Annotated in this window: 17 protein-coding genes and 1 pseudogene; 5 read left to right on the forward strand and 13 right to left on the reverse strand. The window is 72.4% G+C overall.

Going from position 1 to position 17,962, the window contains the following annotated elements; all coding sequences use genetic code 11:
* Positions 1–47: 47 nt before the first annotated feature.
* Positions 48–1,301 (forward strand): SfnB family sulfur acquisition oxidoreductase, encoded by a 1,254-nt coding sequence (locus FRAQA3DRAFT_RS29505; protein WP_009742717.1) that lies wholly within the window; start codon positions 48–50, stop codon positions 1,299–1,301.
* Positions 1,302–1,446: 145 nt separating this feature from the next.
* Positions 1,447–2,619, forward strand: coding sequence for an LLM class flavin-dependent oxidoreductase (locus tag FRAQA3DRAFT_RS29510; protein WP_009742718.1), 1,173 nt, complete (start codon positions 1,447–1,449; stop codon positions 2,617–2,619).
* A gap of 121 nt (positions 2,620–2,740) precedes the next feature.
* On the opposite strand, the gene FRAQA3DRAFT_RS29515 is transcribed toward FRAQA3DRAFT_RS29510, so the two are convergent.
* The 8 genes and pseudogenes from FRAQA3DRAFT_RS29515 to FRAQA3DRAFT_RS29545 all read right to left on the reverse strand — a co-directional run bounded on the left by FRAQA3DRAFT_RS29515 (position 2,741) and on the right by FRAQA3DRAFT_RS29545 (position 12,597).
* Complete coding sequence (locus FRAQA3DRAFT_RS29515; protein WP_035921705.1) at positions 2,741–3,529, reverse strand: histidine phosphatase family protein; 789 nt, start codon at positions 3,527–3,529, stop codon at positions 2,741–2,743.
* A 319-nt stretch (positions 3,530–3,848) separates the two neighbouring features.
* Complete coding sequence (locus tag FRAQA3DRAFT_RS29520) at positions 3,849–5,861, reverse strand: phosphatidylglycerol lysyltransferase domain-containing protein (protein WP_009742720.1); 2,013 nt, start codon at positions 5,859–5,861, stop codon at positions 3,849–3,851.
* 426 nt (positions 5,862–6,287) lie between these two features.
* The gene (locus tag FRAQA3DRAFT_RS29525) at positions 6,288–7,610 is read right to left on the reverse strand and encodes a CBS domain-containing protein (RefSeq protein ID WP_009742721.1); all 1,323 of its coding nucleotides are present in this window, start codon (positions 7,608–7,610) and stop codon (positions 6,288–6,290) included.
* Positions 7,610–8,143 carry an RNA polymerase sigma factor gene (locus FRAQA3DRAFT_RS29530; RefSeq protein ID WP_232291821.1) on the reverse strand — a complete coding sequence of 178 codons (534 nt, stop codon included), beginning with the start codon at positions 8,141–8,143 and terminating at the stop codon, positions 7,610–7,612. The genes FRAQA3DRAFT_RS29525 and FRAQA3DRAFT_RS29530 overlap by 1 nt, the downstream gene beginning before the upstream one ends.
* Before the next feature lie 266 nt (positions 8,144–8,409).
* Positions 8,410–8,640 carry a hypothetical protein gene (locus FRAQA3DRAFT_RS29535; RefSeq protein WP_009742723.1) on the reverse strand — a complete coding sequence of 77 codons (231 nt, stop codon included), beginning with the start codon at positions 8,638–8,640 and terminating at the stop codon, positions 8,410–8,412.
* 134 nt (positions 8,641–8,774) lie between these two features.
* Entirely contained in the window at positions 8,775–10,289 is a 1,515-nt protein-coding gene (locus FRAQA3DRAFT_RS29540) for a TIR domain-containing protein (protein WP_232292182.1), read from the reverse strand.
* Positions 10,290–10,517: 228 nt separating this feature from the next.
* Positions 10,518–10,862 (reverse strand): annotated as a pseudogene (locus FRAQA3DRAFT_RS37855) (toll/interleukin-1 receptor domain-containing protein); the annotation flags it as partial.
* 82 nt (positions 10,863–10,944) lie between these two features.
* Entirely contained in the window at positions 10,945–12,597 is a 1,653-nt protein-coding gene (locus FRAQA3DRAFT_RS29545) for an MFS transporter (RefSeq protein WP_009742725.1), read from the reverse strand.
* 66 nt (positions 12,598–12,663) lie between these two features.
* Between FRAQA3DRAFT_RS29545 and FRAQA3DRAFT_RS29550 the strand changes: the two genes are divergently transcribed.
* Entirely contained in the window at positions 12,664–13,311 is a 648-nt protein-coding gene (locus tag FRAQA3DRAFT_RS29550) for a TetR family transcriptional regulator (RefSeq protein WP_009742726.1), read from the forward strand.
* Between the two features lie 60 nt (positions 13,312–13,371).
* Here the strand turns inward: FRAQA3DRAFT_RS29550 and FRAQA3DRAFT_RS29555 are convergent, their stop codons facing one another.
* From FRAQA3DRAFT_RS29555 to FRAQA3DRAFT_RS29565, 3 genes are read right to left on the reverse strand one after another with little or no spacing between them, the layout of a single operon-like run.
* Complete coding sequence (locus FRAQA3DRAFT_RS29555; protein WP_009742727.1) at positions 13,372–14,445, reverse strand: hypothetical protein; 1,074 nt, start codon at positions 14,443–14,445, stop codon at positions 13,372–13,374.
* Positions 14,442–15,029 (reverse strand): RNA polymerase sigma factor, encoded by a 588-nt coding sequence (locus FRAQA3DRAFT_RS29560; protein ID WP_009742728.1) that lies wholly within the window; start codon positions 15,027–15,029, stop codon positions 14,442–14,444. Before FRAQA3DRAFT_RS29560 ends, FRAQA3DRAFT_RS29555 begins: the two co-directional genes overlap by 4 nt.
* A gap of 14 nt (positions 15,030–15,043) precedes the next feature.
* Entirely contained in the window at positions 15,044–15,265 is a 222-nt protein-coding gene (locus tag FRAQA3DRAFT_RS29565) for a hypothetical protein (RefSeq protein ID WP_009742729.1), read from the reverse strand.
* 285 nt (positions 15,266–15,550) lie between these two features.
* Between FRAQA3DRAFT_RS29565 and FRAQA3DRAFT_RS29570 the strand changes: the two genes are divergently transcribed.
* Together FRAQA3DRAFT_RS29570 and FRAQA3DRAFT_RS29575 are read left to right on the forward strand one after the other, a co-directional pair.
* Positions 15,551–16,177 carry a DUF4143 domain-containing protein gene (locus tag FRAQA3DRAFT_RS29570; RefSeq protein ID WP_157467764.1) on the forward strand — a complete coding sequence of 209 codons (627 nt, stop codon included), beginning with the start codon at positions 15,551–15,553 and terminating at the stop codon, positions 16,175–16,177.
* A gap of 139 nt (positions 16,178–16,316) precedes the next feature.
* Positions 16,317–17,051, forward strand: a complete 735-nt coding sequence (locus FRAQA3DRAFT_RS29575; RefSeq protein WP_009742730.1) for a DUF4184 family protein — start codon at positions 16,317–16,319, stop codon at positions 17,049–17,051.
* A 28-nt stretch (positions 17,052–17,079) separates the two neighbouring features.
* On the opposite strand, the gene FRAQA3DRAFT_RS33855 is transcribed toward FRAQA3DRAFT_RS29575, so the two are convergent.
* Both FRAQA3DRAFT_RS33855 and FRAQA3DRAFT_RS33860 read right to left on the reverse strand, forming a co-directional pair.
* Positions 17,080–17,460: a hypothetical protein gene (locus tag FRAQA3DRAFT_RS33855; protein ID WP_009742731.1), complete on the reverse strand. Its 381-nt coding sequence runs from the start codon at positions 17,458–17,460 to the stop codon at positions 17,080–17,082.
* A complete protein-coding gene (locus FRAQA3DRAFT_RS33860; protein WP_009742732.1) occupies positions 17,457–17,960 on the reverse strand; it encodes a hypothetical protein in 504 nt (167 codons plus the stop codon). The genes FRAQA3DRAFT_RS33855 and FRAQA3DRAFT_RS33860 overlap by 4 nt, the downstream gene beginning before the upstream one ends.
* Positions 17,961–17,962 lie beyond the last annotated feature (2 nt).

A 17,962-nucleotide genomic window follows, 5' to 3' on the forward strand; every position in this document is an offset into this window, starting at 1 on the left:
GACGTGGTGCCCGCCATCATCTGCCCCTCGACCACAGGAGTGCCGCCGTGTCCGATCGCCCGTTCGCCGCCGCAGTCGTCCCGACCGTCGTCGACCGTCCGGTCGCGGTGCTGCGTTCGGACGCCGAGGCGATCGAGGCCGCGGGCTCGCTCGCGGTGCGGTTCGCGGCGGGCGCCGGCGGCCGGGACGCCGAACGGCGGCTGCCCACCGTCGAGGTCGAGGAACTGTCCGCCTCGGGGCTGCTCGGCAGCACCGTGCCGGCGCGCTTCGGCGGGGCGGACGTGTCGGTGGCGACGCTGACCGAGGTGTTCCGGCTGCTCGCCACCGCCGACGCGAGCCTCGCCCAGATCCCGCACAGCCACTTCGTCTTCCTCGACGCCCTGCGCCGCCAGGGCGACGCCGACCAGCAGGGCTTCTACTTCGCCCAGGCGCTCGCCGGGCGGCGCTTCGCCAACGCGCAGAGCGAACGCGGCGGGCGGACCATCGCCGACGACGCCACCACGCTGCGCCGCCGCCCCGACGGCGGCTACCTGCTCACCGGGGAGAAGTTCTACTGCACCGGCGCGCTGTTCGCCCACTGGCTGGTCGTGCGCGCCGTCCTCGCCGACACCCCGGCGCGCCCCGACGGCTCGCCGGTCAAGGCGCTGGCCTACATCGCCCGGGACACCCCCGGCGTGCGGGTCGCCGACGACTGGGACGGCATGGGCCAGCGCACCACGGCCAGCGGCACCGTCCGCCTCGACGAGGTGGCGGTCGAGGCGAACCAGGTCGTGCCCTTCTCGCCGATCTTCGACGGCCCGACGACGTACGGCGCCCGCGCGCAGGTCCTGCACGCCGCGCTGGACACCGGCATCGCCCGCGGCGCCCTCGACGACGCCGCCGCCCAGGTCGCGAAGGCCCGGCCGTGGTTCGAAAGCGGCGCTGCGCGGGCCGCCGACGATCCGCTGCTCGTCCAGCAGGCCGGCGAGCTGGAGATCGAGGTCCGGGCGGCGGAGGCGCTGCTGCGCGAGGCGGCGGCGGCTGTCGACGCCGCCGAGCTCGACCCGACCGACGACGCCACCGCGCGGGCGTCCGTCGCCACCGCCGTGGCCAAGGTCGCCGGCGCGCGGGCCGCGGTGCGTGCCGCGTCCGAGCTGTTCGAGCTCGGCGGCACCCGCTCGGCCGCCGGCACGCTGAACCTCGCCCGCCACTGGCGCGACGGCCGCACCCACACACTGCACGACCCGAGCCGCTGGAAGGTCCAGCACATCGGCCGCTGGCTGCTGTCCGGCACCCCGCCGCCCCGCCACGGCCAGCTCTGAACTCCCCGCCCGGCCCGGACCCGCCGGCTCCCCCGACTCCCCCCGACCCGACGGCCCCATCGGATCACCGGTCCGATCCGACCATCGGCCCGCGAGACCACCGGCCCCGGGGGACCAGCGGTCGCGATCCCTGGAGGTATCCCGCATGACGCTGCGGCTGCACTGGTTCCTGCCCACCTACGGCGACTCGCGCTTCATCGTCGGCGGCGGCCACGGCCTGCCCGCGGGGGTCGCGGCCGGCGACCGGCGGTCCACCATCGGCTACCTGTCGTCGATCGCCCGCGCCGCCGAGGAGTTCGGCTTCGCCGGCGCGCTCACCCCGACCGGGGCGTGGTGTCAGGACGCCTGGCTGACGACGGCGATGCTGGCCCGCGAGTCCGAGCGGCTGGCGTTCCTCGTCGCGTTCCGGCCAGGCCTGATCAGCCCGACGCTCGCCGCGCAGATGGCCGCCACGTTCAGCGCGCACGCCCCCGGCCGACTGCTGCTCAACGTCGTCACCGGCGGGGAGGCGCACGAGCAGCGTGCCTACGGCGACCATCTGGACAAGGACGCCCGCTACGCCCGCTGCGACGAGTTCCTCTCCGTCGTGCGCCGGCTGTGGGCGGGGGAGAGCGTGACCCACCGCGGCACCCACCTCGACGTCGAGGCCGCCCGGCTGCCCACCCTGCCCGACCCCGTCCCGTCGCTGTACTTCGGCGGTTCCTCGTCCGCGGCCGGCCCCGTCGCCGCGACCCACGCGGATGTGTATCTGACCTGGGGCGAGCCGCTGGCCGCCGTCGCCGAGAAGATCGCCTGGATCCGCGGCCTCGCCGCCGAGCGGGGCCGGACGATCCGGTTCGGCATCCGGCTGCACGTCATCACCCGCGACAGCGCCGAGGACGCCTGGCGGGAGGCCGGCCGCCTGCTCGACGCCCTCGGTGAGGACGTCGTCACCGCCGCCCAGGCCGGCCTCGCCCGCAGCGAGTCCACCGGCCAGTCCCGGATGCTCGCCCTGCACGCCCGCCACCGCGCCGACGGCAGCTGGCGCGACCCGCGCGCCCTGGAGATCGCCCCGAACCTGTGGGCCGGGGTCGGGCTGGTGCGCGGCGGCGCCGGCACCGCGCTGGTCGGCAGCCACGGCGAGGTGGCCGAGCGGATCGCCGAGTACGCCGCACTCGGCATCGACGAGTTCGTCTTCTCCGGCTATCCCCACCTGGAGGAGCTGTACTGGTTCGGCGAGGGCGTGCTGCCCCAGCTCGCCCGCGCCGGCCTGCTCCCCGCCGCTCCCGCGACCGCCGCCGACACCGGCAACCGCCCCTTCCTTCCCGCCGCCCACTGACCGTCCCGCCGCCGATCAGGGCCCGCCCTGCTTATCCGGAGGCTTTTCGTGTCCGATCTATCCCTCCGGATAACCGGATAAGCAGGGGATAAGCAGGAAGGGGGCCGATCGCGGGCTGTGGTCAGAGCGGGCGGCAGGCGTGGGTGAGGGTCCAGCCGGCGGCGGGATCGTCGGCGGGGGCGTGGCCATCGGCGGGGGCCTGGCCAGCGCCGGGGGCGGGCGGGACGCGGCGGTGCAGCAGGGTGGCGGTCAGGGGGGCGACATCGATCCGCCAGAACACCTCCGGCGGGCACCGCAGCACGAGGAGCAGCACCGCGCGGACGACCGCCGGATGCGTCACCGCCACGACGGGCCCCGGTCGGCCGCCCACTCGGGCGAGCCAGCCACCGACGCGGTCGAGCAGGTCCGCGCGCGACTCCCCGCCCGGCGGGGCCATCATCGGGTCCTCATGCCAACGGCGCAGCTCGCCCAGCGGGATCTCGTCGAGTCCCCGGCCGCGCCAGGCCCCGACATCCAGGTCCCGCAGCGCGGCTTCGACGCCCTCGTCCGCCCCGCCACCGTCCGCCCCGCCACCGTCCGCGTCGGCGCGCGTGTGCGTGTCGGCGTTGGTGTGCGTGTCCGCGTCGGCGTTGGTGTCGGCGTTGGTGTCGGCGTTGGTGTTGGTGTCGGCGTTGGTGTTGGCACCGGCGTGGCGGAGGCCCAACGCCCGCGCGGTCTGCCGGGCGCGGGCGGAGCCGTCGGTGAGCACCCGCGCCCGGGCGGGCAGCGCTCCGGCCGCGGCCGCGGCCCGGCGCAGCCCGTCGGCGTCGACGTCCTCGTCGACGGGGAATCGGGCCTCCCGCAATGCCTGGGTCGGCGCCGCGCTGACCAGCGCCAGCCGAACGACTCCTGCGGCCGGGGCTGACGACATCACCGGCCGAGGTAACCAGCGCCGCGCCATCGCGTCAACGCCGGCCTCCCGCAGCGCGTGCGCGAGGCGCCTAGCGGCGTCGGTCAGGTCGGGGACGGCACCGTCCGGCTGCCAGCCGGTGGACCTTCCTGGCAGGTCCGTCTGTCAGCGGTCGTGAACAGAATCGTGCCGAGGCTTAGTTGCGGTTCTGGGCCGGAAAACCGTGATTAAGCCTCGGCGTGATCTGACCGCTGTCTGACAGTGAAACGAGTTTCGAGCCGGTGGGGTGGATGAGGGTGGCGGGCGGGTCCGATGGACCGGGCGGGTTGGACCGCGGCGGTCAGGTGTTGAACGGGGAACGGTCCGGGGCCTCGGCGTGGCGCGTGCGGGTGGGTCGGGCTGCCCTGTGCGGGGAGCGGCGGGCGCTGTCGCGGGAATGGCTGCCCTCGTCGGCCTGTCCGGTCTCCCGGCCGCGTCGGCCCTCACGGGAATGGCCGCCGTCCGCTGGATGAAGTCCCTCCCGGCGGCGGCCGATGGACCGTGGCGGGGAGGCAGCCCGCCCGGACGTCACGGGCGGCGCGTGCCCGCCCGTGACGTCGCCCGCCGCCCGGGCGCCCGGGGTGTCGTGCGCCGTGGGCTCCGAGCTTCCGACGGCGGGTGTCGAGGGCAGGCGCGGCAGGCGGGTGGAACGGGGGAGCAGGGCCTCGGCGCGCAGGGCGGCGAGTAGGACGCGGGGCAGGTCGCGGGTGGTCGGATAGCAGCCGTAGCGGGGCTGCCAGTCCGGGTCGAACTTGGCGTTGAAGCGGTAGATCGACTCGATCTGGAACCAGCGGGACGCCGCGAGCAGCAGCCCGCGCCACAGCCGCAGCGCGGGGGTGGCGCCCAGCCGCTCGCCGCGGGCCAGGGTCGCGCGGAAGGCGGCGAAGTTCAGCGACACCCGGGCGACGCCCAGCCGGTCGGCCTCGCGCAGCAGGGCCACGACCATGAACTCGGTCAGGCCGTTCGCGGCGGTCCGATCGCGGCGCATCGCGTCCAGGGACAGGCCGTCGCAGCCCCAGGGCAGGAAGGTCAGCAGGCCGCGCAACCGTCCGTCCTCGAACGCCCGCACGACCACGCAGTCGCCGTCCTCCGGTGCGCCAACGCGGCCCAGCGCCATGGAGAAGCCGCGTTCGGTGCCGCAGGAGCGCCAGGCCGCCGCCCGGTCCGCCAGCGCCGCCCGGTCAGTGGAGTCGAGATCGGCGATGCGGTCGATCCGCGCGGTGTAACCGGCGCGCTCGACCCGTGCCACCGCCTGCCGCACGCCGCGCATCGCCCGCCCGTCCAGACTGAACGCCGCGGGCCGCACGATCGCCTCGTCGCCGAGCTCCAGCACCCGCAGGCCGGCCCGCTGGTAGGCCCGCCCGCCGGCCGGGCCGCAGCCCAGCACCGCCGGCACCCAGGCGTGGGCGGCGGCGAGGTCGAGGAACGGGCGGATCACCCCGGGCCACGCCTCCGGGTCGCCGATCGGGTCACCGGCGGCCAGCGCCACCCCGCCGACGACGCGGTAGCTGATCGCGGCCTTCTCCGACGGCGACCACAGCACGCTGCGGTCGCGGCGCAGCGCCACGTAGCCCAGCGAGTCCCGACCGCCGTGGCGGGCCAGCAGCGCCCGCAGCCGGGCCGTGTCGGCCGCCGTCAGCGTGGCGACCGGGGTGGCCGGGCGCAACGCCAGGTAGCCGGGGACGGCGACGCTCAGCGCGCCGAGGGCCAGCAGGACCGCCCCGACGAGATCGCCGTCGCCGGGGGCGAACCGGACCGGCCCGCTCACCCCGGCCAGGCCCATCAGCACGTGCTCGACCTGCGCTCCGAGGCCGCCGCTGCCGTGCCGGAACCGGATCAGGGCGAGCCCCACGATCAGGTCCGCGGCGCCCAGGGCGGCGAGCGCGCCGAGGGCCCGCCACCTGGTCCGCGGGTCGCCGGCGGCCGGGAAGTGGCGCCGGGTGGCGACCAGGACGGCGAACGGCACGAGGTCGATCGCGGCCGGGATCACGGCGAGGCCGCGGGCGAGGTCCAGCAGAACGGCCGCGCCGGACAGGGCCACCGCCGCCCGCCAGGCCCGCCGCTTGCGTCGGCGCAGGCCGTGAGCCAGGCCCATGAGCAGCAGGCCCGCGGCGACGCTGGTACCTGTGGCGGCCTGCGTCACCAAGCCGGGGATCAGCCGGCCGAGCCAGGTCCACCGGGTCGGTCGGTGACTGATCGCACCGACGACGTCGACCAGCCCGACGAAGGCGGTCAGCGTCGCGATCAGGGCGGGCGCGGGCAGGCGCCCGCCGGTCGGGGCGGTCGGCGCCGCCCTATCCTTGCGACGCATCATGTGACAGGCACTCCAAGGGCGCGGGCCGGGGGCAGGGGCCCGGCGGAGCGGCCTGGGACGCCACCGCCGGCACGCCGCCCGGGTCACGACGGCGGCGGTTCGGGCCCGCGCCGTCGCGGCCTGGGGAGACCTCGCTGGGCTCCCCGTCCCGGGGGCGGTCCCGGGACCTCGATCGGCCGCCGGGACCGGCGTACGGTACATCCCCCGCGCACCCGACGGTCCGGCGGTTCGCCAGATCTTTTGGCGGCGGCGACGGACCGTCGTCCCGGCGGCGGGCGGCGCCTGTCGGTGCGGTGTTGCCCGTCGGTGCAGTGTCGCCTCAGCCGAGGGAGGCCTCGGCGCCTGCGGTCATGTGGACGCCGGCGGCGAAGTCGGCCACCGTGGCGGCATCCCGGTGCAGCCGGCCGTGAGGCACTCATGCCCGGGTCACGTGGCAGTTGCGCGGCGTCCGATCTTTGTCGGGAACGGGCGCGACGGAAGGAGAACGGGCGTGACGGTCCCCGGCTGGTCCACGGGTGGGGCGGCGGGCCCGTCGTCCTCGTCGGGACTGGTGAGCAGCAGTTCGGCGGTGATGTATCCGAGGCGTCGGCCATCCCGGTCGCGGACGACGACGATCCCGCCAGGATCGCGAGCCAGGGTGCGTCGGACCGCCTCGAGCGGGGCGTCCGGAGGCACGAAGTCCGCCGGATGAATCAGTCCGGTGATCCGCTCGATCGACGGGGAGCCCTGGGCGGCGGCGAGCCGCTGCGCCAGGTCGGACAGTCGGATGACGCCGACGAGTTCGGAACCCGCCTCCACCGCGGCCACCTGGGCCTCGGCGGCGAACATCCGTTCCAGCGTCTCGTGCACGGTCGTTCTGGCGGAGATCACGGGGACGGGGACGTCGTTGCGCATCACGTCGGCGACCGTCCTGGCGGCGGGCCGACTGATTCTTCCGACGGGCCGGATCTGCTGATCGATCGGCTGGAGATCGTGGGCCGGCGGTACCAGCACAAAACGAGGGTTGAATGTACAGACCTCCCCGAGGACTCTCATCTCCTCGGTCCGAAGAGCACGTGGATGTCTGACCACCCGGGGTCGGAAATCGCAGGCCTCCAAGGTGTGTTTCCGGAACAGGGAAAATCCTCGGAGGTCCACCGCGAGAATCGTCACGGTGGAATAACGAAAACGCAGGCCGAGATCGTTACGAACATCGGAATGGTGCTCCACCGCGGTGGGGTCTACCAGCCGCCCGGCCAGCTCCGCCTCGATCCAGGACGTCCACCGGGAGGCCGGCAGGAGTTCTGGCGCGCCTTCCCCTTCCGGCCGCAGGTGGTTGGCCGGGAGGAGTAGATCGTCGGAGCTGCCCGCCGTCGAGATCTGCGCGGACCGCTCCGGATCGGGGGACTGTCCGCTGGTGCCGGCAGCCTGGGGGGTGCCGGTACCGGTGCCGGTCGCGGGGGCGACGGCGTCCGCGGCGCGGTCCGCCAGGATGCGGGCGAGGTGGTCCTCGGCCTCGCCGACGCCGGCGTCGGCGGCGATGCGCAGCAGCGGTTCGGCCGCGTGGTCGTCGCCGGCCGCCAGATGCTCGAGTGCCTGGGCGTAGATGGCGTCCTCGACGTCGAGGAGATCGGCGAGGTGCTGGATTCGGCGGCGCTCCCGCGGGTCCTCGTCGGCACCCTGCATGATCTCGAAGAAAGTCCGCCCGGAATCCCCGTCGGTCGGCTCTTCGGGGTCGGTAAGGGTCCTCAGCAGAGATTCGACGTCCATCAGTTGGTGCCCTCCTCCCGAGTTTCCCCGGAGCCCTCCACGAACTTCCTCATGTTCTTCTTGGCGTCGCTGAACTGCGACTTCACCGTGCCGACGGAGATCTGGAGCACGTCCGCCGTCTCGGCCTCGCTGAATCCCACCACGACCCGCAGCCAGAGCACCTGCCGTTGTCGCAGCGGAAGGCGGTGCACGAGCGCGAGCGCGGCCTGCCGGCCGTCCGGATCGACCGCCCCTTCCACCGGGTCTGGGAGTGCCTGAAGATAGTCGGCCGGATCACCGGGAAGTGATCGGTCGCGCCGCTCCTTCAAGATCTTCCACACCAGGCGGCTGGCGATCCGGTACCAATACGTCCGGACCATCTCCGGATGGTCGAGACTCGCGTACCTACGGGCAACGATCAGGATGCTGTCCTGGATGACGTCGTCGACGTCGGGTTCCGGGCAGCCGACGGAGAGCAGATACCCGCGGAGCCGGGCGGCGTTGTCGTCGAAGAGTTTCTCCACCTCACTCGGCCAGACGCTCGGAAAGGACACGGCCCGAGATCGCTCGGGCAGGCCGTTCACCGCGGCGCTCCGGCTGCCTGTGGCGAAGCGCCGCCGTCGGGTTCGTGCGTCGTCGTCATCCTGCTGGGCCCTCCATTCCCGCTGCTTCGCGGTTGTGCCACTGACTGCACAGAGCACCGCCGGGCAGGAAAGGTTGGGCCACGCCGAAAAAATTGTTCGAGGACATCTCGGATAGATCATCTAGCTATGTCGGGCCGGGGCGCCGCAGTGGCGCCCGAGCCAGGCATGCGCGCTGGTCAGATGGGCAGTCCGGGCAGATTCGCGACCCACTCCCAGAAGTGCCCGGCCGGATAGGCGGCGAAGGCACCCGCTACTCCGGCGAGGACCGCGCTGCCGGCGAAGCGGGTAGCCCGGCGGGTCAGCCGGATGCCGCGGCGATCAGGATCGGGCCGGCTTGAGACGACTTCCGTGGACGGGGCCTGCTGGTCCTTCGGGTGCGAGGTGGTGACGGGGTGGGCAGTTGCCATGGGCAGACCTCTTCATGCGGGGATGGATGCCGGGCCCCGGCGTGCCGGCATGCGGCGGTCCGGACGCGAGAACCCGGGAGCCGAACAGACGCCTTGGCCCTGAGACAGGGACCGGGCGTCAGCGGACTCCACCCCTACAGAGGGTCCGGGTTCCCGAAAGGTTGGCCGTCGCGCTGAACCTGTGCCCTCAGCGCCCGCGCCAGGTCGTCGAGGACCTGCTCGGCCTCCTCCGCGGGCATGGCGGCGAGCGTTCGGCCGCCGGGGTTGATGTGCTGGAAGCGGGCCAGCTCCGGGGTCTCGGTGAAAGCGCTGGCGCGCACGAGGACGGGCAGGACACGGCAGCCACCCTCGGCGGCGGCGTCGAGCAGGCGGGGGAGCTCGACCTCGCGGATGAAGCTCGACGCGAGGAAGTCGGCGCTGACGAGGAGGATCGCGTGCCGGGCGCTGGCCAGCGCGGCGTCGATCTCGGAGCGCCAGTCGTCGCCCGGGCGGATGTCCTCATCGGACCAGACGCTGACGAGCTTGTCGCGTTCGAGGGGACTGAGGTGAACCCGTAGGCGCTTCAGCCAGTCGACGTCCTGGTGGCTGTAGCAGACGAAGGCCTGATGGCGCACAGGAGGCGGGCGTTTGCCCGCGTCCCGGACCAGCCGTTGCCGGTCGAGCTGGCGGATGTAGAACATGAACTGTGGGTCGTCCGCGATCAACCGCCGGCGGGCGGCGTCGTAGTAGAGGATTCGGGCGATGGTCTCGTCCGCAGTCATCGCAGCCCCGACCCGGTTCGCGAAGACTTTGTCGATCTTCCTGGTCGCGCCGGTCTGCGCACGGGCGTGCTCGTACAGGTCGAGTATGCCGTCCGGGTTCTTCGCCAGGCCGAGGAGAAGGTCGATGCACACCGTCTCGTCCAGCCCGTCCAGCGAGACGAACGACTCCACCGCATCCTGGTACTTCAGCTCGAGTTCCTCGGCGACCTGGATGCGTGCCTGCCGGACGTCGGTGCGGATCGTGATGTGATCCGGGACGGTCTCCTCGATCCGCGACAGGCCCAGCAGATGCCAGCACAGCGCCTGGGCGGTGATGAGGCTGCCCGCGGCCGCCCGCACGATCGCGGGTCGGTCGTCGAAGCTGATGTTCAGCGCTCGCTCGCCTTTGTCGATCAGCTCGATGATCTGGTCGTCGGTTGCCCGTCCCGGCCGGAAGACGCGGATCCTGTTCGCTACGTCGAAGCTCACCTTTACCAGGGAACGGGCCGTGTCCGGGATGCCCACGACCACGAGCTTGCGGGTCCGGTCGCCGGTGTCGGCAAGGTGCTTGAGGTAGTCGACCACCCTGCCCTGCTGATCCGCCGACAGGCGATGGTAGTCGTCGATAGCCACGATGCCGGTGTGGCCGGCGCCGTCGATCATCGCGTCTATCTCGGCCCGATGTTCCTCGACCCGCGCACTGAAGATGCGTGGTTCCTGCAGGCGTGCGGCGTCCTGCTCGATTGCGTGCCGGAGGAACGTGGTCTTGCCGACTCCCGACGGCCCTTCCAGCACGATGCTCAGGCCGGGTTGACGCAGAGCCATCCCGAACGCCACGAAACGTTTCGGCTGGACGAACGTGATCTCCGGTATACCCGTCGGCTGAAAGACCTCACCGACATCCCACACCCGCCCCCTGCGCGCCGCGGAAGGCAGCGGAGGAGGTTCCGAGTCCGGTTCGGAAGCCGGGAAGTCGGGCTCCGCCGTCGCGGTTCTGGTTCCGATCGGAAAGGCCGGTGCAGAGGCTGGCTTGGCCCTGCCGCCGATCGCCGAGCGGACACCGCTGAGGAGCACTTGCCGGGCCGTCGCAGCCTCGAGGCCGAACAGATCAAAAGACACGATCTGGCCGAGTAGGCCTGGCCGTGGGCAGTCCTCGACGCGCACCGGAACGAGCTTGCGCGTCAACCCGGTCGGATCAGCGCGGACGGCCGCCTGCCACTCCGCTTGGCCGTAGACCGACCGGAGATAGGAATGGGACAGCACGGCGATCGTCCGGGCCGCATGCTCGATGCCATCGGCCATCGAGGCCGTCCAGTTCGAGCCGGGTACGAAATCCCAGGCCTGGATCAGGACGCGGTAGCCGGTGTCTTCAAGCTGCCACGCTAGCCACTCGGCCCAGGCCCGGTCCGCCGTTGTATAGGAGACAAAGAAATCCCAGCCATCCCCAGATCGCCCCCGGTCAACCACTCCGTCATTATGCATCGGCCGGTACTGCGGGTATAGCTCGGGCTACGGCTCGCGCGAGACCTCGGACAGGCTCGTATCCGGCCTCGGTTGTTTGCCGTCAAAACCACTGCCCTACCCGTAACGCTCGGCTATCCCGTGCAGGAACGCCGCCATCCCGGCCGCCGCCCCTTGCCCGCACGTGACGGGCTGGGGTGCGGGGGCCAGTCACGGCCTCTGGCCGGTCAGGTCGCGGCTGAGGAGGACGGGGCCGTCGGCACCGGCCCGGGTGCGGTCGTGAGCTCGCCGGTGCCCACGCCCATGTCGGTCGCGGTGGCCGACGGCGCGCGAGAGGTGCGCAACAGGACGGCCACGGCACAGGCGGCCACGGCGGTGGCGACCGCGCCGCCGAGGAAGGCGATCTGCATGCCGTCGACGAACGCCGTCCGGGCGTGGCCGAGATCGGTTCGCCGAGGTGGGCGGCCACGCCCAGAGAGGAGCGGGCCTTGTCGGCGAGGGCCGGCGGGAGGCTGGCGGGCAGGGCCAGGTGGCTACGGTAGGTGGAGCTGAGCAGGCTGCCGAGCACGGCGATGCCAAGCGCGCCGCCGAGCTCGCGGGACAGGTCGTTGACGGCGGAGCCGACGCCCTGCAGCGCCGGGGGCAGGCTGTCGGTGACGGCGGTGGTCGCGGGCGTCATCGCCAGGCCCATGCCGACGCCGAGCGGGAACAGCCCGGCCAGCAGCAGCCAGTACGTGCTGTCCTGGTCGAGCCGGGACAGCACGACCATCCCGGCGGTCACCAGGACCAGCCCGGCCACGCAGCAGGCGCGGGTGCCCACGGCGGCGGCGACCTTCGGGGCGAGGCGGGCGGCCGGCATCATCCCGGCCGCCATCGGCAGCACGCTGAGCGCGGCCACGAGCGCGCTGTCGCCGCGGACGAGCTGCAGGTACTGCATCGTGACGAAGATCAGGCCGAAGAAGCCGAAGAACTGCAGCAGGATCGACACCGTGCCGGCGGCGAACGCCGGCCGGGTGAACAGCCGCGGGTCCAGCGGCGGGCCGTCCGGGGCGGCCGAGTCGGGCACGAACAGCCAGGTCCCCACCGCGGCGAGGGCGGCGAGCACGACGCCGAGCAGGAACACCGAGCGCCACGACCACGCCTGCAGCAGCAGGCCGGAGACGAGCAGGCCGACGACGGCGCTGGCCCCGGCGACGGCCGCCCACACACCGACCGCCGCCGCCCGCCGCCCCCGCGGGAACGTCCCGGTGATCGTCGACAGGGTCGCCGGCATCACCAGCGCCGCGCCGACGCCGAGGACGCAGCGCAGCCCGATCAACGCCGCCGCGCTGCTCGTGAACGGCGCCGTCGCCGACCCGGCACCGAAGATCACCAGGCCGGCCAGCAGGGCGCGGCGCCGCCCGAACCGGTCGCCCAGGGCGCCGGCCGGCAGCAGCAGCGCGGCGAAGACCAGGCTGTAGGCGTCGATGATCCATGACAGCCGGGTCTGGGAGGCGTGCGTGTCGGCGGCGATCGACGGCAGGGCGACGTTCAGCGACGACATCGCCGAGATCACCGTGGCCAGCGCCCCGCAGGTGACCAGCAGCACCCGGGTGTGATGGCTGGCGGGCCCCGCCGTCGGCATCGGGTGCGGCGAGGTGTCGGGGAGGTCCGTCGTCGTCGCCGTCGCTGCCGCGGCCGTGCCCGTGGGCAGGTCGGCTCCGGTTCCGGGGGTGGCGGCCGGCTGGGTTTCCGTTGCCGATCCCGATGCGGTCATCTTGGTACCTCCAGCTCGGTGCGCTGGACCGACCTTGGCGGGCTTGGCTACGGTTGTTCAACCGTGATGAATTCTTCGCCGCGGCGCGGGCGGCGGGCCGGCAGCCCCGACGTGCGGGCCCAGATCCTCGCCGTCGCCCGGGAGCGGTTCCGCCGCGAGGGCTACGAGGCGGTCACGATGCGCTCCCTCGCGGCGGACGCCGGTGTCGACGCGGCCCTGATCAGCTACTACTTCGGCTCCAAGCGCGGCCTGTTCGCCGCCGTCCTGGAGCTCGCCCTCAACCCGGCAGACGTCCTCGCCAGCCTGCTCGAAGGCGAGCTGGAATCCCTGCCCCAGCGGGCGATCCGCGTCCTGGTGGCCGGCTGGGACCGGCCCGAGATCGGCCTGCCGCTGCTCACCGCGGTCCGCGCGGCGGCGGCCGACCCCGAGCTCGCGACGCTGATCCGTGGCGGCCTGCAGCGGGAGATGGTCGACCGGCTGGCCGATCGCCTCAGCGGCGCCGACGCCCGCCACCGCGCGGGCGCGTTCGTCGGTCAGCTCGGCGGCCTGGTGTTCACCCGCTACCTGCTCGCCGTCGAACCGCTCGCCTCCATGACCGTTGATGAAATAGTCCGCGCCCTCGGCCCGGCCCTGCGCACCACCCTGTTCGGCCCCGTCGGCGGCCATGCCCGCCGTCCGGACGCCGATGGTGGCTGCCCGGCTGTCCGTCGATAGTCGGCCGGGCGCGGGGTTCGTGTCCTTGCCTTGTGCAGGAGCGGCTCCGGAGCGTTCCGCTCAGGAATCGACCAGGGCCATCGCGGTATCCACATCTGCCATACCGTCACGGATCTCGAAGACTCCGGGCTCGACCTCCTCGGAACGCTGTTCAATCAGCTCCCGCCACGCCGGTGGCCAGCGGGTGGTAAGGGACCAGCGGACACCGATCAGCGGAACACCAACCAAATTGGCATCCCGTAGGTCAGCCTCGGTGAAGTCGTTACGGGCCCGGACGAGATCGTCCAGCAGAGCGCCGTTCACAGCGGTGTCGAGCTCGGGTTGGACCGTGAAGGCTTCGGCGAGTGCCCGGGCACGGTCGCAGGCTCGGGCGAGGTCACGGCCATGAGACAGATCGGTGACGAAGACGTCGGCCAATCCGCGACCGGGTGAGGGCATGCGGTCGAGCGCCCGGTCGAGAACACGGGCGAGGACGCGGGCTCGGGTGAGGACGAGGTCGACGGCCATGTCCCGGGTGAGGGTGTCGGCCTCCGCATGGACTGCCGCGTGGTCGTGGGCCAGGTATCGGGCAAGGCCGCGGATGCGGTCGTAGGAGGCGTCGAGATCGAAGGCGAGGTCCCATCCGAGGTCGAGGTCGAACTCGCGGGCGAGGTCCCGCGCAAGTGTGAGATTTCGTCCGAGTGCAAGAGCGAGATCCCGGCCTGGAGTGCGCATAAGGCCGCCAGCAAGGTTGACGACGATGTCGAGCCGTAGCACCAGGACGAGACCGACAATGGCAGGGTGACCGCGCAGGGCCAGTCGCTCGGGAGGTGACAGGGCTCGGAGATGGCGGGCCGTCGCGGTTTCCGGCCCCCCGGGTCTGTCCGTACTCGGTGTCGTGGCAGCCCGTGTCCGCAGCGGGGAGGCTGGCTCGGTGGCCGGCACGATCGCCGCCAGGCCGGCGCCGACATCAAGCGCTGAATGCAGATCGTCGATGACGGCGGCGTGCCGGCCCGGCAGGAGCGCGTCGCGTAGGCCGGCATCAAGGTCCAGGACCTGACTCAGTTCCCTGATCAAGGCGGTCTGGGACGCCGCGATCCAGGCCTGCGGGTCGTCCGTGATCCAGGCCTGCGGGTCGTCCTCGGGCCGGGTCATGGCGCATCCACCTCCCTCGCCGGGAGAATCTGGGATGCGAGCGTCCGGCGCGCCTTGTAAAGATTGGCCCGTACTGCTCCCGAGTTCATCCCGAGTTCCTCGGCGATTTCGGCGGGGGTGTAGCCGTCGCAGTGCCAGGCCATGATCTGTCGCTGACGCGGGGGGAGCAGCGCCAGTAGGCGTAAGACCTCGTGCCGCTCGACCACCGCATCAAGACTGTTACTGTCCCGGACCAGTACCGAGGTCGGCTCCGGGACGTCGACGACGAGATCCTCGGGGAGGCTGGCGATCCGCCGGACGTATGCACGGGATGCCACCCGCCGTGTCCAGGCTTCTGGGTGTCTGATCCGGTCCCAGTCGCGGAAGGCCATTGTCATGGTGTCCTGTGCGATCTCGGCGGCGTCGGCGGGACGGACTCCTTGCCAGACCAGGAAATTCACCAGCTTGGGGACAAACGCTCGGTAGAATATACTGAATTCGGCCACTTTCGTTGCGGAGGGGCCGGCAAGCTCGCCGGCGACCGGGCCGGTGGGCGTTGTTCCATGTAGCGCGGCAGGGTCAGGGGGGTCGATTCGGCTGTCCATCGCGTCGCGCTCCGTCAGTTGGCCACGTTGGACTTCACGATCATGGCGAGTCGCGTCCCGTCGGGGCGACGCTCGAGCAACGCGCTGCCGGGCGGCAGGGTCTGTGCGAGGTCGACCAGCAGGCGGCGATGGGCATCCTCCTGTCGCCGCGAGGAGCGGAGGCGAAGGCTTAGCTCCACCAGGGCAAGCACATTGCCGGCGACGACTGTCGAAGCCGCGACGAGAACCGGATCCATCTATCTGCTCCTTGTACAAAACGCGCGTCAGCGTTGACGTCCACAGGTAGAGCAGCCCGAGGGCCCCGGCCGTTAACCGAGTTGGCAAGATTGTTCATATTCGTCCGGCGCCGCGCTGGCTCCCAGCGCGGCCTGTATGCTGCCGGGCTTCGAGCTGTCTCTCGGCCCGGCGGATCTCGGGTTCCGGAAGGCGCTGCGGGGGCGCGGGTCGTCAAGCGTCCGGGGGATGCCTGCCCACCGGCCCCTGTCGGACTGCCGGAGCAGGTGCTCCTCGACGAATGGCAGATGGTGCCGACGGTACTCGGCGCGATCAAGCGTGCGGTGGACGCCGACCCCCGGCCCGGTCGGTTCCTCGTGACGGGCTCCGTGCGGGCGGACGGCGAGGCCGACAACTGGCCTGGGACCGGCCGCCTCGTCCGGGTGGCCATGACCAGCCTCGCCGTCCGCGAGATCGCGGGTCGGACCGAGGGAGCGACCTTCCTCGACCGCCTGTCCGCCGACGGCACGGACTCGCTGGCACTCCCGCCGGATGTTCCCGACCTGCGCGGCTACGTCGAGATGGCGCTGCACAGTGGGTGCCCCGAGCCCGCCCTGCACCTGTCGGAGCGGGGGCGGGGCTACTGGCTGGAAAGCTACGTGGATCAGTCGCTCACCCGGGACGTCGAGACGCTGCGGGAGAACCGGGATCCCCATCGACTCCGGCGTTGCTTCGAGGCGCTGGCGCTCAACTCCGCCGGCCTGGTGAACGCCAAGACGTTGCACGAGTTCGCCGGCATCAACGCAAAGACCGCCGAAGCCTACGAGCATCTGCTCGCAAACCTGCTGGTCGTGGAGTCGGTTCCCGCCTGGACGACGAACCGGTTCAAGCGGCTCCTCCGGGGGCCAAGAAGTACATCGTGGATGCGGGGCTGATCGGCATCGGGGTGAAGGTGGACGCGGCGCCGGGCGCAGTCGAGACCGAGATCGCTCAGGCGGCGCAGGGTGGGACCGAACCGTTGTCCTCTTCTGTGAGGATATCTGTGATTCCACAGCGGTTCGGAGGAGGAAACGGGTGCCTTTCACGTTGAGCCATCCTGCGGCGGTGCTGCCGCTGCGGTGGCTTGGCCTGCCGATGAGCGCGATGGTGGCCGGGTCGATGGTTCCCGACGTGCCGGTGTTCTTCGGGTGGCCGGAGATGTACCGGCTCACGCACAGCCTGCTCGGTGTCGTGACCGTCGTTCCGGTGCTGTCGCTGGCCGCGTTGGGGATGTGGTCCTACCTGATTCGCGATGCCGTGGTCGATCTGGCGCCGGATCCGGTCCGGTTGCGGCTGCCTGCCCGAGCGCGGCTCACGGGACGCCAGTGGCTGCTGGCACCGGTGGCCGCGGGCGTGGGAGCCGTGACGCACGTCGGCTGGGACGACTTCACCCACGAAGATCGATGGGGCGTCCGCCAAGTGGCCTGGCTGAGCGCCCAGCACGGCGCCCTGCCCGGCTACAAGTGGCTTCAGTACGGCATGAGCGCCGCCGGGCTGGTCGTCGTCGCGGCGGCGATCGTCGCCCACCTGCGGGCGTTGCCCCGAGGGCCGCGGCGGCCACGTCGGCATCCGTCGGAGTCGATGGTCCTGCCGGCGGTGGTGATCGTCGCCGCGGGAGTCGGCGGTGTCGTCGGCCTGGCGAACGTGCCGCACGGACTGCATGCCGTCACCTTCCACGGGGTCGTCACCGGCGTGATGGCGCTGGTAGCCGGGTTGCTTCTCGTCGCCGTCGGCTGGCAGGCGGCAACGCGCGGGCCGACCGTCGAGTAGTCGGCGCGGGTGGCGGCGGTCCGGTCGCTCAGGCGGCGCCGGAGTGCATGCTGACGACGTTGCCCTTGATGTGGTTGACGACGAGGTCCTCCAGGCAGCCGCGCAGCCGGCGGCGGGTGTCGTCGGGCAGGGAGGGGCGCAGCACGGCCCGGTAGGTCCGCTCGCCCGCCGCGACCGGCTCGTCCTCGCCGGTCCAGCCGATCGTGGCGATGCACGTCTGCCACAGGGCCGTCGCGGCGAAGTCGTCGCCGTGGCCGAACCCGTTGTCCTTGATCGAGAACAGCACGGTCGTCTGCGCCTCGACGCCGGCGCCGCCGTGGTATTCGGTCGCCTCCCGCAGCAGGTGCACCCCGCCGAGGACGACCGCGACGGCGACCACGAGCACGACCAGCGGGCGCAGCGCCCTCATCGCGGGCTGGTCGGCTGGCGCAGCAGGCGCAACGGGTCCGCCGAGTCGTCGAGCAGGCCGCCCGGCGGCGGGCCGAGCTTCGCCATCGTCGCCGCGACCCCGGGGTCGGCGGCGCTGCCGGCGGTCGCGCGGGCCAGCCGCTCCACCGCCCAGGCCAGGCCCGACAGCAGCAGCCCGGCGCCCATGAGGATCGGGATGAACACCGGCGCGGACGAGCCGTCGGGGCGCAGCCAGTCGAACACCGCCGTGCGCTGCGGCGGGGCCTCCCGCAACCGGGCCTCGATCCGCCGGCGCCGCTCGGGGGTCGCCTCGGCGGCGGCGGCGAGCCGCCCGATGCGCCGCCACAGCGTCACCCCGACCAGCATGACCTCGACGGCGAGGAAGATGACCCCGCTGGTCAGCGCCCGGTTCCACTCCCACCGGTACAGGTAGACGAAGAAGTAGGCCCCCGAGGCGATCAGCGTGATCGCGCCGATCCCGGGAACGACGAATCTTCTCACCG

The organism is Frankia sp. QA3, from assembly GCF_000262465.1.
GTDB lineage: Bacteria > Actinomycetota > Actinomycetes > Frankiales > Frankiaceae > Frankia.